The sequence below is a fragment of the Paenibacillus sp. Cedars genome (assembly GCF_003184205.1).
In the GTDB taxonomy this organism is placed as follows: domain Bacteria; phylum Bacillota; class Bacilli; order Paenibacillales; family Paenibacillaceae; genus Paenibacillus_AQ; species Paenibacillus_AQ glucanolyticus.
Window position 1 is genome coordinate 2,547,938 of the sequence record NZ_CP020866.1, and the last position, 15,623, is coordinate 2,563,560.

Consider the following 15,623-nt stretch of genomic DNA (forward strand, 5'->3'; position numbering starts at 1 on the left):
GTATATACTCGTTTCAAGTTATTATTTGATTACACGAAGGTTACTTACATATCCGTACCGTCTTTTTCCTTCACGGGGTTAGCTAATCCAAACTTCTTAACCAATGGTTTGATGGTTAACCCCTGCACGAGAAGTGAGAAAAGGACAACACTAAACGTGAGCACGAGTATATCGTCGCGGCCGGCGAAGGTTGAAGGCAAACTTAAGGCGAGTGCGATGGATAAGCTGCCCTTTAACCCTCCCCAATTCAAAACCATCTTCCATGATGAAGGGAAGGGTCTCAGGAAGTACAGGCTCGCGTAGACGGCCACAGTCCTACCGATGAGAACGATCAGAATGGCGGCACCGATTAACGCCCATTTGTCTGCGAAGTTAATATGTTTGATTTCGAGACCGATCATCAGGAATATCAATGAATTTGCAATCAACGTGATGACGTCCCAGAACGAATTAATGTTCATCTTGGTCGTCTCCGACATCCCGATGCGCGCTCCGTAACTGCCGAAAATCAAGCCGCCCACGACGACGGCAATCACACCGGATACATGGAAATGCTCGGCGATAAAGAAACTTCCGAAGAAGAGGAGCATTGAGAACGCAATCTCCAACGGATAATCGTCATAGAAGCGAATGAGCTGTGAGAATAGATACCCAAGCAAGCCTCCAACTGCGATACCGCCGACACTGAACTTGAGAAAGAGCAATAGGCCGCTGCCTGCTCCCGCCCAGCCCATTTCCATATATGTAAGTAAATAAACGGAGGAGATCTGAAACAACACAACGGCAATTCCGTCATTAAACAACGATTCCCCTTCAATAATCGTCACGATTTTCTTCGGTACGCCTAAAGACTTGAAGATGGAGATGACACTGATCGGATCTGTGGCGCTCATTAAAGCCGCAAAGGTAAATGCAACGACTAAAGGTAATCCCATAAGCCCGTACATGGCAAGAGCAATAAGAAGGAAAGAGAGCAAGGTGCCGCCAAAAGCAAGGGCAAGCACCGGCTTGCCTTGTTCACGAAGATGCGAGAATGGAAGCTTTAGCGTAGCATCCCCGAGAAGGATTGGCAGGAACAGGGAAATAATGATCGCTTGAAACACATTCGATTGGGTGATGAAAGATTCGGCTTCATCCAGCACCGGCACGTGGATCAATCCAAGCAGCAGACCTACGATAACAAGAGCAATAGAGTAGGGCTGATTCATTTTTTTGGCTAACGCGATAACCCCCATCGAAACCGCTAGTAGAATTAACAATTGAACGAATATCTCATTAAAATGATGCATAGAGCCCCCCTCCTTAAAGAAGATAATCTCCAGTTATTGTAACTTAATGACCTCCAAACAACAAATATATTGACAAATGGGAAAAAGAGGGCGTATTTTATGAATATAAAATAAAATTAATCACAGAATCATTTCTATGCTGATTAAGGATGTGAAATACGATATGCCAAAAAAATTCTCTGACGAAGAACGCAAGTGGATTCGAGAAAAACTGCTGATGGAGGCACGTCAGCATTTCGAAAGGTCTGGTCTCCGTAAAACGAGTGTTGAAGAATTAACGAAGGCGGTCGGCATTGCCCAAGGCTCGTTTTACATGTTCTTCGGATCGAAAGAGGAATTGTATTATGAACTGATTCTGGAAGAGGAGGATCGAATCCGCAGTGCGGTTCTAGACTTATTTCCTCCAGAACAGGTCAGCAGCCAGGATAGCATCAAACGGTTTCTCTTGTATTCATTAAGGATGATGGATGAGAGCCCGCTGCTTCGGCAGATGATGGATCGGGGGGAGATGGAGCTGTTGTTCAGGAAATTACCGAAGGAACTGCTGGATCGTAACTTTACCGAGGATCAGGATGCGCTCCTGCCAGTGATTGCAGCTTGGCAGAAAGCCGGCATTTTGAATGGTACGGCACCCGAATCCATCGTGGGCATGATCAGATCCTTGGCATTTCTTACGCTGCACAGAAAAGAGATTGGAGAAGCACCATTTACAGCTACGATCGAATTGTTGGTAGAGTTATTATCTGCCGGTATGCTCGCAGTGTCCAAAGGGGCACAAGGAGGTGAGGGATTGTGATCGAAGTAAGCGGGCTTCATTTCACTTATCCCAATCGTAAAGAGCCGACCCTGCAGGGACTTGATTTTGTCATACGGTCTGGAGAAATCTTTGGATTTCTCGGCCCGTCTGGTGCAGGTAAAAGCACAACGCAGAAGCTGCTGATCGGTGTTCTGAAGGGATATCGTGGGAGCATAAAGGTAATGGGAAACGAAATTAAGGAAATCGGTCCGGAATATTACGAGCGAATCGGTGTAGCCTTTGAATTTCCTAACTTCTACAACAAATTTTCGGTTCTCGAAAATTTAAAACTTTTTCGATCTCTTTACAAGGGGAATACGGAGGATCCATTGAGATTGCTTGAACAAGTTGATTTGTCAGATGCAGCCAATATGATGGTTTCACACCTTTCCAAAGGGATGAAGATGAGGCTGAATTTCTGCAGGGCGTTAATGCATGATCCGGATATCCTCTTTCTGGATGAGCCTACCTCCGGATTGGACCCCGTGAATGCGAAACGAATAAAGGAATTGATCCTCGCGAAAAAAGCGGCAGGAAAGACGGTTCTCATAACAACGCACAATATGCAAGCAGCAGAAGAGTTGTGCGATCGGGTTGCATTTATCGTCGACGGCGAGATCAAGTTGGTTGATTCGCCAAGGGAATTGAAACTCCGGAATGGAAGAAGGCTGGTGCGAGTTGAATACCGGAAGGACAGTGAGTTAGAAGAGGCTACATTTCCTCTAGATGATATGGGTCGGAATGACCGATTTCTGAGGCTTATACAGGAGTTCCCACCTGAGACTATTCATTCGCAAGAAGCATCCCTTGAACAAATTTTTATTGAGGTGACAGGGAGGCAGCTTTCATGAGAGGGCTAACCCTTTTTCTTTTTGATCTACGTTTCCAGTGGCGCCATGGCTTTTATTACGTTTATATATTCGTCTGTATCTGTTACTGGATTCTGCTTCGATTCGTTCCTGAGACATATCAGGAGATAACCGCCATCGTGCTAACCTTCAGCGATCCGGCTGCCCTGGGACTTATCATGGCAGGTGGTATGGTCCTGCTGGAGAGAGATCAAGGCGTTCACGACCCGCTGTTTGTAGCGCCGGTACACTTACGGGATTATTTACTGGCAAAAGCATTCTCGCTGTCGCTGTTATCTCTTGCGGCAGGATGGGTCATTCATATGGCAACCGGTACCATTCCCGATTCACCGTTTGCTTTTTCTACAGGTATTGTCTTAACCTCAACCTTCATGACCTTGTTGTCGATTGGGATTGCGGCACGCCAGCGGACCATTAACGGCTTTATTCTGATGGCACAAGTCTACGCGATACCACTCGTGCTTCCCTTGTTTGGTTTCCTTCAATTGTGGCATACTGACCTGTTTATGTTCCTTCCGACTGAAGGAACACTCCGCTTACTTGTTTCCCCTGGTGACGGCTTATCTGCTGGCAGTGTTCTATTCTCCGTATGTCTTTTATCGCTCTGGAACATTGCTGCTTACTTCTGGGCATACCGTTCCTATACTCGACATGTGCTGATGCGGATAGGCGAGGGAGGGGCCGTACATGGAGAAATATAAATTCCTCATTATGAAGGATCTTCGGCATGCTTGGAAGGATCCTGTTCTGATGGCAGCGTTGATCGGACCGTTAGCGATCCTGTTTCTATCGAGATTCGGCTTTCCTGTTGCCGTTGATTGGCTTGAGGAAAACTATTCCTTTCACTTGGAGCTGTACCGTGGTTTTGCTGCATCGTTATTGGTTGTTACGATCCCAATGCTGACGGGAATGCTTACAGGATTGCTTATGCTCGACGAGCGGGACGAGAATATGATTGCTTATTATGCGGTTACACCTTTAACGAGTAAAGGCTATTTGTTTTATAGATTGGCTCTTCCTTTTCTGTTGTGCACCGTCCTATCTTTTGTGTATTTGTTTTTTTCCAATTTGTCAGAAGTCCGTTCATACAATGTATTTGTGTTGCTGTTGCTGGCGTTGGAAGCACCCATGTTTTCGCTGTTTCTTGCCGCCTTCTCAACAAACAAGGTGGAAGGGTTGGCCTTGTCTAAATTAGGGGGGCTGTTCATAGCTGGCCCAGTGGTGGCCCATTTCGTGCCTGGAGCCTGGCAGGTGGTAGGCGCCTGGCTTCCAACGTATTGGCCTGCTAAGATTCCCTACCTGTTCATGCACAATGAACCTTTTCTGGCATCTGTATTTTTTGCCGGTGGTTTGCTCTTACACGTCGTGTTCTTGTACCTGATGGTAACTGTATTCATAAACAGGCGATCTTAACTGGTGCTCCGGCGTTTAATGCAGCCTGCTTGAATGATAGAATTCAAGCACTTGAAGGGAATGGAAGGTGCGTTGTTGAACGGGCCGAGTACTGCATACCCGGAAGTAAGTTTTATCGGAAATGATGAGACAAGAACATGGACCGATTGCTGGTCAGATAAGTGTGATAGAACCGGTCCATGTTTATATGGCATTAGGCACGAGCATCTGCTAGAATAATTGTTTATTTAATATTAATCCATACCTAAAAGGTCTTTAACGACTATGTTAGATTCGTTAACCAGGCAGCAAGTGCTTCGCCAATTTCATGAGGCGAATCTTCCTGAGGATAATGAAGTCCACGGACGGTGATCTCCGTTTGCATTGACCAGGTACGGCAGAACTCAACATGAGATACCGGCATAGTGCCTGGATCACAGTTGATGAAGAGTTTCGGGACCGAGCTCTGTACCAACCACTCTCCGTACGTGGTTACAATCTCCGTCACATCAGCGGGATCTCCATCAAACGGAAGTTGTCGCGGCCAGGTTAACGTCGGGCGGCGGCCTTCACCAGGCAGCGAGAATGGCCGACGATATTCATTCATCTCTTCCTCGGTCAACTTACGAAGAATGCCGATTGGGAGGTTAGTCTCGATGAAAGAATTGTGTTCCAACACCATCTGTTCACCTTCCTCCGATCGTAAGGCCTGAAAAATTTTCCGTCCCCGTTCCGGAAGATCGCTCCAACTACGAGGTTGTATGATTCCCTCCATGTAGGCGATTCCTTTAACGGCCTCCGGATGGCGGTAAGCCCAATCAAATCCCAGGGCCGACCCCCAATCGTGCACCACAAAAGTAACCCGTTCGTGAACACCAATCTGATCCAACAGGGCATCGAGATAGCGACGATTCTCTACAAAGGTGTAAGAGTCGGTACCACTATGGGGAATTTTCTCGGAATCCCCCATACCTATGAGATCAGGAGCAATGCAACGACCAAAATCTTGGGCATAAGGAAGAATTTCACGCCAGAGATAAGAGGAGGTAGGGTTGCCGTGCAGGAAGACAATCGGATCTCCACTTCCTTCGTCAACGTAAGCCATTTCTAGACCCAGTACGCGTTGACGCTTTTTTTCGTAGGGAAAAGACGGTGTAATCATTCAGAATCTCACCTTTCTATTGTTAAATTTAATATATATAAATGCTTTCATATATGAAAGCAAGCACATACTTTCATTTATGTTATAAGAAAAGCTCCTTCGGAGCTGTTCTTAGTGAAATAATAGCTAAGGGCTAAGTGCCTTAGTAAATACACTTACACTTTCTTCAATAAATTCCTCAAGCGTATCTTCCGAGACCGCTTCTTTAGCATGTAGTCTACTGATGAAAGCCCCGTAATTCATCCACATGAACGATAAAGCTTGAATTTCAGGATTTGTGGAGACCACTTTGCCTTCTGATGACATTGTAGTTAGATAATCAGCGAGCAAATTTTTTAAGTGCTTCGGATTGCGCGAAGCCTCTTGTAGAACAGAATCGGGTAGAGTACTACTCCCTTTTAGCGCGATTGATATTAGCTTTCTGTTTCGGTTCATGATGTTATGATACGTTCGACTCACTGTAAGCAGATCCTCATGCAGATTTCCTGTAAGACCCTCGTTAAAAAGCCTGGTCATCTCATTGCCATAGTGGAACCGGCTGAAGGCGGCCTCAAGCAGTTTTTCTTTCGTCCCAAAATGCCGAAATAAAGTGACCTCGTTCACTCCAGCAGCTAGCGCGATTTCTTTGGTTGTTGTGCTGTCATAGCCTTTTTCTGCCATGAGGTCCATGGTTGCCAGCAATATCTTTTCGCTTGTAGTCGGATTAGCACTCATGAGACACCCCCCCCCTTAATGCAAGTGCTTGCTTACATTTTTTATTGTAGGTTATGTGTAAACAATTGTCAATACAGAATTTTTCAGGATTTTCATCGAATCATCATGAGAGGCAACTTCTATTAAGAGGACAGTGAATCGGAAGAGATGGCTAGGTTACATCAGTTTGTTGAAATGGAGGATAAAAGGAGCAATTCATAAGAAAGCATAACGTTTGTTACATGCTAGGATAGACGCAGTTCTCATGAAAGGAGAAATCAAGATGGCAACAAACAATATTCGTGAACCAGAGAATGATAATGCCCTTACTTCACACAAACCGTCTAAACCCGATCCTGCAATGGAACGCTTGAATGTCTTCGTAGGGAAATGGAATACAGAGGGTGTGATTAAAGCCAGTCCGTCCGGGGCAGCTGATGTGTTGAAAGCAGTAGATACCTACGAATGGCTGCCCGGGGGTTATTTTCTCATTCATCATGTCGATGGCTATATGGGAAAAGATAAGGTCAAGGCTATTGAGATCATTGGCTATGATGCTTCCAGTCAGAACTACACGACACACTCATATGACAACCAAGGTAATTTCAATGCATACCAAGCGAACCTACTCGACCGTGATTGGAAAATTTGGGGGGAGTCGGAGCGATTCACAGGAATGTTTAGCGAAGATAGCAACACCTTAACAGGTAGTTGGGAGCTATCAAGCGACGGTACGAATTGGGTGCCATGGATGGACATCAAGTTGACTAAAGTGATCTAGTAAAGAAATTCTCTACTATCCATGAAGTGCATTTGAATGAAAGCAGCCTCTATCGCAACGTTATATCTGTTAAAACCACTGATCAAAATGATTCAGTGGTTTTTTAGTTATGAAAGAGGAGGGAGGGAACCAACAGAAAGACGACAAGAACATATAGGGTTAACCGTTATTGTTATGCGTTATCACTAATCAGAATTATTACGATTTTCAGAAAAGCTCTTGACAAAGACAGGTTGTCGGGATAAAGTTGTACCAGTTAATCGTAATATTTACGAATAATAAACATTTCATTTTCAGGAGGGCCAAACAAACCTATGTACCTAAAGATCAAGCAGTGCGAAAAGAGTACCTTGCATTACGGTTATTGTCGATTCCACAATTGAAGGGTTACTTCTTAAATAAAACACTTTAGAATTATCTACTTGATAGGAAAAGGAAGGAAATCATGCATACATCACGCAAGCATTACACACTTACTCTGTTACTATCGCTTTCAATAGTGCTTCTACTATCAGCTTGTTCATCCGGCACAGAAGCAGGAAATGCGCAACAAACCGCCAAAGCTTCCAACGCGGAATTAGTCTTTGCCAGCACCAAGGATATCCGGGATATCAATCCCCATCTATACGCTGGAGAGATGCCGGCTCAGAATATGGTGTTTGAATCCCTTGTGATCAATACGCCGGAAGGCATCAAGCCTGCACTCGCGGAGAAGTGGGATATCTCAGAAGATGGCACAACGTATACCTTCTATTTACATAAAGGTGTTCAGTTTTCGGACGGAGAGCCGTTTAATGCCGAAGCCGTGAAGCTGAATATCGATGCAGTTCTGGAAAATGTCGAGAAGAACTCATGGCTGAATCTGGTTGCCGAGATCAAGGAGACGAAAGTGATCGATGACGCCACGTTCCAGATTGTACTGAAACACCCGTATTACCCGACATTGGAGGAATTGGGGTTAACTCGTCCGTTTCGCTTCATCTCACCAAAAAGCTTTATTGACGGTACAACTGCGAATGGAGTCAGCAGCTATGCCGGAACAGGGCCATACATTTTAACAGAGCACAAGCAGGACCAGTACGCGACATTTACGGTCAATGAAAATTACTGGGGAGACAAACCGCAGATCCAAACGATTAAGTGGAAAGTCATGCCTGACCATCAAACGATTCTGCTTGCCCTGGAAAAGGGAGAAGTAGACCTGTTATTCGGTTCGGACGGTGACATGGTGGACAATGAATCGTTCAAAGTGTTGACGGATCAAGGGAAGTACAGCACGGTCATCAGTCATCCGGTTGGCTCACGTGCGATCGTTCTTAATACCAACCGCTCAGCAACTCAGGAGCCTCAAGTGCGTGAAGCGCTGATGTATGCCATTAATAAACAGATCATCGCGGAAGGCATATTGAACGGGACGGAACAAGTGGCAGATACGCTGCTCTCCACTTCGGTTCCGTACGCAGATGTGGGCCTTGAAGGTGTGCAGTATGACATGAACAAAGCAAGCGATCTGCTTACGGCGGCTGGCTGGGCTGCGGGCTCGGATGGCTATCGGTACAAGGATGGGAACAAGCTTGAACTGACGATCTATTACAACTCGGATAATGCACAGGAGCGAACCATTAGTGAATCCATGCAAAACGATCTGAAGCAGGTCGGCGTAGCGTTGAACATTATTGGAGAAGAAAAGCAGGCCTATCTGGATCGTCAGAAAACGGGTGAATTTGATCTGATGTATTCCCTCTCCTGGGGATTGCCATATGATCCGCAAACGTATGTCTCTTCCTGGAGGGTGCCATCCCACGCCGATTATCAAGCCCAATTGGGGCTGGAGAAAAAAGAGTGGCTGGATCACACGATTACGGACCTGATGGTCGAGCAGAATGAGGAACAGCGCCAAAACATGTACAAAGAGGTTCTAACGTATATTCATGATGAAAATGTATATATTCCACTGACCTATTCGGTTACCAAAGCCGTTCATATCAAGGCGCTTCAGGGTGTGGGCTTTAACGTTTCCCAATACGAAATTCCGTTTGAGAAGATGTACTTCGAAGAGTAATCAGGAATTTTGAAAATTCATTAGGAAAGTCAGGAAGCCTCGCTCACCATCTTCCATTCGCGGAGTTGTGCAGCGGGGTTTCCTTGTGAATCCATGAAATATAAAGGAGGATCACCTTGGGCAGGTACGTCATAAAACGAATATTAGCCATTATTCCGGTGCTGATCGGTATTTCATTTTTAGCATTTATTCTGATCCATTTGCGAACCAGTGATCCGGCTGAAGTGGCGCTGCGGGTGAATCAAGTTACGCCGACACCGGAAATGGTGGATGCCATGAGGGAAACACTAGGTTTGGATAAACCGTTTCTGACCCGTTACGTGGACTGGATTAGCAGCAGCATTCAGGGGGATTTCGGCATTAGTTATGTCAACCAACAATCGGTTGGAGAGCAGATTGCACGAGCCCTTCCAGCCACATTAAAGCTATCGGCTGTTGCCCTCGTTATCATTCTGACGATAAGTATTCTGATTGGTGTGTTATGTGCGATATATGAGAACAGTATCCTGGATCGATTCATGCGTGCATGGGTCTTTATTGGCACAGCCATGCCGAGTTTCTGGATTGGCATTCTGCTGATGTGGTTATTTGCCGTCAAGCTGAATTGGTTCCCCACGAGTGGCATGGAGCAGGCGAGTTCAGTTATCCTGCCGGCAGTAACGCTGTCCCTGGTATTCATCTCTACCTATGTCAGGCTGATTCGCAACAATATGGTGCAAAACAAAACCGAAAACTACGTGTTATACGCTCGTGTCAGAGGATTGAAGGAACGGACAATTATCTGGAAAGTGTTCCGTAATTCTCTTCAATTATCGATTACGGCGCTGGGCATGTCGATCCCGAAGTTAATCGCGGGTACGGTCATTGTGGAAAATATTTATGCATGGCCAGGCATTGGGCGTTTGTGCGTCACCGCGATTTTTAATTCGGATTTTCCGATTATTCAAGCCTATATTCTGATTATGGGTGTGATGTTTGTCGTCTGTAATCTACTCGTGGATCTTCTGAATTCAGCTCTGGATCCCCGGATAAGAAGGGAGGGGTAACATGATGTTCTGGAAGCGCCTGGTGTCCGATAAAATGGCAGTGTTATGCATGATTACAATCGCACTTGTGGTTGTCGCTGGTGTTGGTGCACCCTGGTTTGCACCGCATGATCCCACGAGTCTAAACATTATGAACAAATATGCAGGCATCAGTCTGGAGTATCCATTGGGTACAGATCAACTCGGCCGCTGTAATCTGTCACGTCTTCTTTATGGCATTCGTACAACGATCCTGTTTGCTGTAATTACAACCGCGATTACAATTACGATCGGAACCCTGCTGGGCATCATATCGGGTTATTTTCGCGGCAAGGTGGATGAAGTCATTATGCGAATCTGTGATATGATGCTCTCCTTTCCGGCAGAAGTCATGATTCTGGCAATTGTCGGCATTCTCGGTCCAGGCCTGCTAAATGTCGTCGTCGCCAATATTATCGCCAAATGGGCCTGGTATACCCGGATGATTCGTACAACAGTTATTCAATACACGGACAAGAACTATATTCGTTTTGCCAAAGTCTCGGGATGCGGGACGGGTCATATTATGAGAAAACATGTGCTGCCTGGCGTTTCGGGCGAAGTCGCTGTCTTTGCGACGCTGGATACGGGCTGGGTCATCCTCAATATATCGGCGTTGTCCTTCCTTGGTCTGGGTGTTCAGGCACCTACGCCGGAGTGGGGCATGATGCTGAATGATGCAAAAAATGTAATGATTACACATCCAACGCAAATGCTTGCGCCTGGATTGGCGATTTTGCTGGTCGTGGCTGCTTTCAACTTTTTGGGAGACAGCCTGCACGCGGCGATGAATCCGAAAAGTTATATGCATAAGAAAGGAGGCCGGTTGAATGTCTTTGTTAGAAGTAAAAAATCTGTCCATCACTGATTCCAGAATCGGTCTGCCCATTGTGCAAAATCTAAGCTTTGCGTTGCAGTCCAACACCTGCCTTGGCATTGTGGGCGAGAGTGGGAGCGGCAAGTCCTTATCCACTAAAGCCATTCTGGGATTGGCCTCTCCCTGGCTTGAAATTAGTGGAACAGCCCTTTATCAGGGGAAGGATCTATTACAGCAAACCGGGGAAGAGCTTCGAAAGATCCGCGGTCAGCGTATTTGCATGATTTTACAGGATGCAATGACGGCGTTTAACCCGCTTGAACCGATTGGGAAACAAATGATGGAGACCTTTCGAGAGAACCTTCGGATCCCTAAAAAAGAAGCCAGACAACTGGCGGCGGATGCCTTGCATCGTGTTCATATTCTTCAACCTGAGCAGGTGCTGCAAAAGTATCCGCATCAACTATCAGGGGGCATGCTGCAAAGAGTAATGATCTCCATTGCCATGATGCTGGAGCCTGACATTATCATCGCCGATGAGCCGACAACCGCACTGGATTCGATTAACCAGCGTGCGATTGTTGAGCAATTCAAGCAACTTCGCGAAACGATGGGTATGTCCATCATTTTCATATCGCATGATTTGGGTGTCGTGCAGTATTTGGCGGATGATCTTATCGTTATGCGGGATGGGGAATGCGTCGAGCAAGGAAAGGCGAATGACGTATTTTCCAATCCTCAGCATGAATTTACACAATTTCTGATCCAGACCCGAATCAAGTTGTCTGATCCTTTTCAGACTTCCATGGAAGCAGGTGTGCAGTAATGCTGGTCGAAGTGAATCATCTGTCCAAAAGCTATCCCAAATCGGGTGGCTTCTTTCGGAAAGAGAGAACAGAAATTCTGAAAGATATTCATTTTGAGATCCGTGAAGGTGAATGCCTGGGTCTGATTGGTGAGAGTGGAAGTGGGAAAAGCACGTTAAGCCGCCTCATTCTTGGATTGGAGAAACCAACACAAGGTGAAGTCCGGATTGAGGGGATGCTTGTTTCCCAATGGATGAAGAAGAATAAAGGGAAAATAAGCGTTGTTTTTCAGGATTATACGTCTTCAGTCAATGGCAAATTCATCGTGCGGGATATCATAGCTGAACCCTTGGTTGCACTGGGTAATATTGCGGATCTGGATGACCGGGTCAATGACTTGCTTGCGAAGGTGGGGCTTCCTCATGCGGTGATGCACAAGTATGCTCATGAACTGAGTGGCGGGCAATTACAGCGGGTGTGTATCGCCCGCGCAATCTCAACCCGCCCGAAATTTCTGGTTTTGGACGAAGCACTTAGTTCTTTGGATGTCTCCGTCCAGGCGCAAATCCTGGAGTTGCTGCGCACTTTGCAGCATGAAATGAACATGACCTATCTATTTGTAGCGCATGATCTTCAGGCTGTGGCGAATCTCTGTGACCGGGTACTCTTCCTGTACCGCGGAACAATTGTGGAGGAGCTAGAACGGAATCATCTCTCGGATGCAACGAATGAATATGCGAAAGCATTGCTTGCATCGGTTATGCCCTTTCGAGCAAACGGTACCTGATTTGTATAATGGCCAGTCACTTCTGTGATTAACTGCCAAATGAAGAAGGAGGGGGACGATATTTTGGATTCTTCAGAAGCGGCCAATGGAAAATTAAACCCCATGTCCTTTTCGTTTATCCGGTTTTATATGCTGGCCTTTTTATTTTTTGCAGCCAATTCGGCCTTGACGATTATTCTTCCCTTGCGGAGTGAAGCAGCCGGCTTGAATCAGGCTGAGATCGGGCTAATAATGGGGGCATACATGTTTACGTGTATGCTTCTAAGGCCTTTTGCGGCCCAACTACTTGGTAAGTATGGACCGCTGCGTGTGATGAAGTGGCTGCTGGTTCTGCATGCGGCTACTCTGCTGCTGTTTGTTGTTTTTGATGTGAAATCGTATCTGTGGCTGCGGGCACTGCAAGGTGCGGCTACCGCATTTTTTTCTATGACGATGCAGGTTGGCATTGTCGAGAAACTGGAGGATAAAGACCGGGGGCAGGGGTTATCCATGTATACCCTTTTTACAATGGTTCCTTCTCTGGTTATCCCTATACTCGCCATACAAATTTGGGAGCACGCAAGCGAAATCTGGTTTACCGTACTGATGATCGGTTTAGCGGTGTTCCCAATCCTGATCGGATACAACGTGGACATGCCACGAAGCACGGTGCAGAATAAATCGTATTCACTCAGAGATATAGCAGGGTCATTCAGAGGAATGTTGAACAGCACACCACTGCTGATTAGTAGTTTGGTTATGCTGTTTGCTTCATGTGTATATGGAGCAACCGCAACTTTCCTACCACTGTATATGGTATCGGCAAGGGTGGCGAGTCCAGGAATATTTTTGACGATTCAGGGGTTTATGGTTATTTTGTGCAGATTCAGCTTGCGCAAAAAAATCCCTTCTGACGGAAGCTGGAATACTTGGCTGATAGCGGGCTTACTTATTTCTGCCTCACTGGGAACCCAATTGCTCGCTCTGTTAGAGATGATTGGGCCGCTTGTGTACCTTTCTGCAGTGTTCAGTGGTTTTGCCGTAGCACTGCTGTACCCGATGTTAACCACATATTTGTCATTTGTATTACCTGCTGATTCCAGATATGTTCTTATGGGCATTTTCATGTCAGCCTATGATCTGGGTTTCTCCCTGGGCGGACTCCTAATGGGTATAATTGTACAAACAAGTTCGTACTCTACCATGTTTACAATCTGCACGTTTCTTACTATCACAGCCATGATTATGGTCATGGTTTTCAGGAAACAGATGGAAGCAGGCAATGAGATCAGATCTGCAATGAATGCTAAATCGTAAAGCCGCGAAAGTGCGGCTTGTTTTTTTTGGAAATTTCTGTTGACTATCTCATAGTGACATGCTATATTACACTTGTCCTTAATCGTAATGATTACGATTAATAAACAAACCAACTGATCACATATTGTAACCAAGGGAGCCCGGTATGAAGCATAAGATCGATTTTGTGAAATGCAACCCTACACAGAATATGACGGTACTGATTAAGAGCAAGCTTCCGCCCGATGACTATAAAGTCATTGCTGCTAAAATCATGTCCTACGACAATGTTTATGCTGAACAGGTTGGATTTATTGAACCGTTCCGGAAGGAGAATGCGGATGCGCGGCTACATATGGCTGGAGGTGAATTCTGCGGTAATGCCTGCATGGCTCTAGCTGCTTATTTAGCAAATGAACAGGGGTTAAATCAAAATGAAACAACCGAACTCCACTTACAAGTATCCGGTGTTGAGCGATTGGTGACTTGTCGGATAACAAAAAACAGTGGGGATTATCAGTGTCAAGTGGATATGCCGCTTCCGTTAACAATTGAACAAACTGTGCTAAAGGACGGGAGTGACTCTTACGACATGTTCGTTGTCAGATACAGCGACTTTGTCCATTTCGTAATTGAGGTCGAGGACATTGATACTGAAATGAAGAGGAAAATGTTAAATCTGGTTAAACTTATCGGTCCCTTGCTCGATACAAAGATGCTGGGCATTCTGTTATACAACATACGCACCAGTGAATTGGCTCCGCTGATCTATGTGTCGGATCTGGATAGCGCAGTATGGGAAAGAGGCTGCGGCTCCGGAACGGCTTCCATAGGGGCTTACTTAGCCTGGAAGAATCAAAAAAGTATGGAGGCTGCCATCCAGCAGCCGGGTGGAACGATTCAAGTAAGAGCCTTCTACGATCAAGAGCGGTTGACTCAACTGGAAATCGAAGGAAACGTCGGCATTGTAGCACAAGGCATAGCATTCATCGAACAGGATGCAGACCATGTGGAGGGAGTGAGGAATCGTGAAATTAGCATGGTTTGAGCAGTCCGTGGCCGATTATCTCTCAAGTTTTAAGTATTTCGCGGACCAGTTTGATTATTCGGCTGGGCATTGTACGGAATTGGAGCGGCTCATTGACGATTATTCTGCGTTTATCATTGATGAGTCCAACCTCAGTAACTGGGAATTGCTGAAGGAACAAGGAATGGGTGGAATAAACGATCTTGTGGACGAGGTGAGAAAGCACTCTGCGAGATGCGTAGCCATTCTGGAGAAATATCGTGCGATGAAATTATTACAGGGAGATGCTGAGATCACCGATTATTTCAGAAATATTGAAGAATGCATCGAGAAGGAGTTCGGCAGCTTCCAGGTAACTTCCGCATCGAGTGTATTGCTGGTTGGCTCTGGCTCGTTCCCGATGACGGCATTGTTAATCGCTCAGCGTACGGGAGCTCAAGTGGTCGGTATTGACATTGACAACGAGGCCATTGAACTCGGATTGAAGGTTACTGAGAAATTGGGCCCCGGATTGAAGATTACTTTAAAAAATACACCGGTGGATCTCCTCGATGATATGAATGCGATTACCCATGTTATCTTCAGTTCTACGATTTCTAATAAATACGAAATACTGGATCAGCTGCACCCATTGACGAATGAACACGTCGTAGTAGCCATGAGATACGGAGACCAATTAAAGTCATTATTCAATTATCCCATGCAAGATACGGATGTAAGCAAATGGAGACTAGTTGGTAACGTATTGCGCAGGAACGATATCTTTGACATTGCGTTGTACAAGAAAAGCTAGGTTCGCCACA

Annotated in this window: 16 protein-coding genes; 13 read left to right on the forward strand and 3 right to left on the reverse strand. The window is 45.8% G+C overall.

Going from position 1 to position 15,623, the window contains the following annotated elements; all coding sequences use genetic code 11:
- Positions 1 to 44: 44 nt before the first annotated feature.
- Positions 45 to 1,289, reverse strand: coding sequence for a cation:proton antiporter (locus B9D94_RS13415; protein ID WP_006210281.1), 1,245 nt, complete (start codon positions 1,287 to 1,289; stop codon positions 45 to 47).
- A gap of 163 nt (positions 1,290 to 1,452) precedes the next feature.
- On the opposite strand from B9D94_RS13415, the gene B9D94_RS13420 reads away from it, so the two are divergent.
- Genes B9D94_RS13420 through B9D94_RS13435 form a run of 4 tightly spaced genes read left to right on the forward strand, consistent with a single transcriptional unit; the run spans position 1,453 to position 4,367 of the window.
- Complete coding sequence (locus tag B9D94_RS13420; RefSeq protein ID WP_148247240.1) at positions 1,453 to 2,085, forward strand: TetR/AcrR family transcriptional regulator; 633 nt, start codon at positions 1,453 to 1,455, stop codon at positions 2,083 to 2,085.
- Entirely contained in the window at positions 2,082 to 2,936 is an 855-nt protein-coding gene (locus B9D94_RS13425) for an ABC transporter ATP-binding protein (RefSeq protein ID WP_006210279.1), read from the forward strand. Before B9D94_RS13420 ends, B9D94_RS13425 begins: the two co-directional genes overlap by 4 nt.
- Positions 2,933 to 3,655 carry a fluoroquinolone export ABC transporter permease subunit gene (locus B9D94_RS13430; RefSeq protein WP_006210278.1) on the forward strand — a complete coding sequence of 241 codons (723 nt, stop codon included), beginning with the start codon at positions 2,933 to 2,935 and terminating at the stop codon, positions 3,653 to 3,655. The genes B9D94_RS13425 and B9D94_RS13430 overlap by 4 nt, the downstream gene beginning before the upstream one ends.
- Entirely contained in the window at positions 3,642 to 4,367 is a 726-nt protein-coding gene (locus B9D94_RS13435) for a hypothetical protein (protein WP_148247241.1), read from the forward strand. The genes B9D94_RS13430 and B9D94_RS13435 overlap by 14 nt, the downstream gene beginning before the upstream one ends.
- Before the next feature lie 262 nt (positions 4,368 to 4,629).
- Here the strand turns inward: B9D94_RS13435 and B9D94_RS13440 are convergent, their stop codons facing one another.
- Together B9D94_RS13440 and B9D94_RS13445 are read right to left on the reverse strand one after the other, a co-directional pair.
- Positions 4,630 to 5,508: a haloalkane dehalogenase gene (locus tag B9D94_RS13440; protein ID WP_036638903.1), complete on the reverse strand. Its 879-nt coding sequence runs from the start codon at positions 5,506 to 5,508 to the stop codon at positions 4,630 to 4,632.
- A 126-nt stretch (positions 5,509 to 5,634) separates the two neighbouring features.
- Positions 5,635 to 6,222 (reverse strand): TetR/AcrR family transcriptional regulator, encoded by a 588-nt coding sequence (locus B9D94_RS13445; RefSeq protein WP_148247242.1) that lies wholly within the window; start codon positions 6,220 to 6,222, stop codon positions 5,635 to 5,637.
- Positions 6,223 to 6,484: 262 nt separating this feature from the next.
- On the opposite strand from B9D94_RS13445, the gene B9D94_RS13450 reads away from it, so the two are divergent.
- The 9 genes from B9D94_RS13450 (at position 6,485) to B9D94_RS13490 (ending at position 15,613) form a co-directional block, all read left to right on the forward strand.
- On the forward strand, positions 6,485 to 6,982 hold the full coding sequence (locus tag B9D94_RS13450; RefSeq protein WP_148247243.1) for a DUF1579 family protein: 498 nt from the start codon (positions 6,485 to 6,487) through the stop codon (positions 6,980 to 6,982).
- 445 nt (positions 6,983 to 7,427) lie between these two features.
- Positions 7,428 to 9,044, forward strand: coding sequence for a nickel ABC transporter substrate-binding protein (gene nikA / locus B9D94_RS13455; protein WP_148247244.1), 1,617 nt, complete (start codon positions 7,428 to 7,430; stop codon positions 9,042 to 9,044).
- A gap of 116 nt (positions 9,045 to 9,160) precedes the next feature.
- Positions 9,161 to 10,090, forward strand: coding sequence for a nickel/cobalt ABC transporter permease (opp1B, locus tag B9D94_RS13460; RefSeq protein WP_006210272.1), 930 nt, complete (start codon positions 9,161 to 9,163; stop codon positions 10,088 to 10,090).
- 1 nt (position 10,091) lies between these two features.
- The gene (opp1C, locus tag B9D94_RS13465; RefSeq protein WP_036638912.1) at positions 10,092 to 10,976 is read left to right on the forward strand and encodes a nickel/cobalt ABC transporter permease; all 885 of its coding nucleotides are present in this window, start codon (positions 10,092 to 10,094) and stop codon (positions 10,974 to 10,976) included.
- The gene (locus B9D94_RS13470) at positions 10,939 to 11,751 is read left to right on the forward strand and encodes an ABC transporter ATP-binding protein (RefSeq protein ID WP_148247245.1); all 813 of its coding nucleotides are present in this window, start codon (positions 10,939 to 10,941) and stop codon (positions 11,749 to 11,751) included. The genes opp1C and B9D94_RS13470 overlap by 38 nt, the downstream gene beginning before the upstream one ends.
- A complete protein-coding gene (locus tag B9D94_RS13475) occupies positions 11,751 to 12,518 on the forward strand; it encodes an ABC transporter ATP-binding protein (RefSeq protein WP_148247246.1) in 768 nt (255 codons plus the stop codon). The genes B9D94_RS13470 and B9D94_RS13475 overlap by 1 nt, the downstream gene beginning before the upstream one ends.
- A 63-nt stretch (positions 12,519 to 12,581) precedes the next feature.
- Entirely contained in the window at positions 12,582 to 13,814 is a 1,233-nt protein-coding gene (locus B9D94_RS13480; protein WP_253806152.1) for a staphylopine family metallophore export MFS transporter CntE, read from the forward strand.
- A gap of 145 nt (positions 13,815 to 13,959) precedes the next feature.
- Positions 13,960 to 14,841, forward strand: coding sequence for a histidine racemase CntK family protein (locus B9D94_RS13485; RefSeq protein WP_076152330.1), 882 nt, complete (start codon positions 13,960 to 13,962; stop codon positions 14,839 to 14,841).
- Positions 14,822 to 15,613, forward strand: coding sequence for an SAM-dependent methyltransferase (locus tag B9D94_RS13490; protein ID WP_076152329.1), 792 nt, complete (start codon positions 14,822 to 14,824; stop codon positions 15,611 to 15,613). The genes B9D94_RS13485 and B9D94_RS13490 overlap by 20 nt, the downstream gene beginning before the upstream one ends.
- Positions 15,614 to 15,623: the final 10 nt, after the last annotated feature.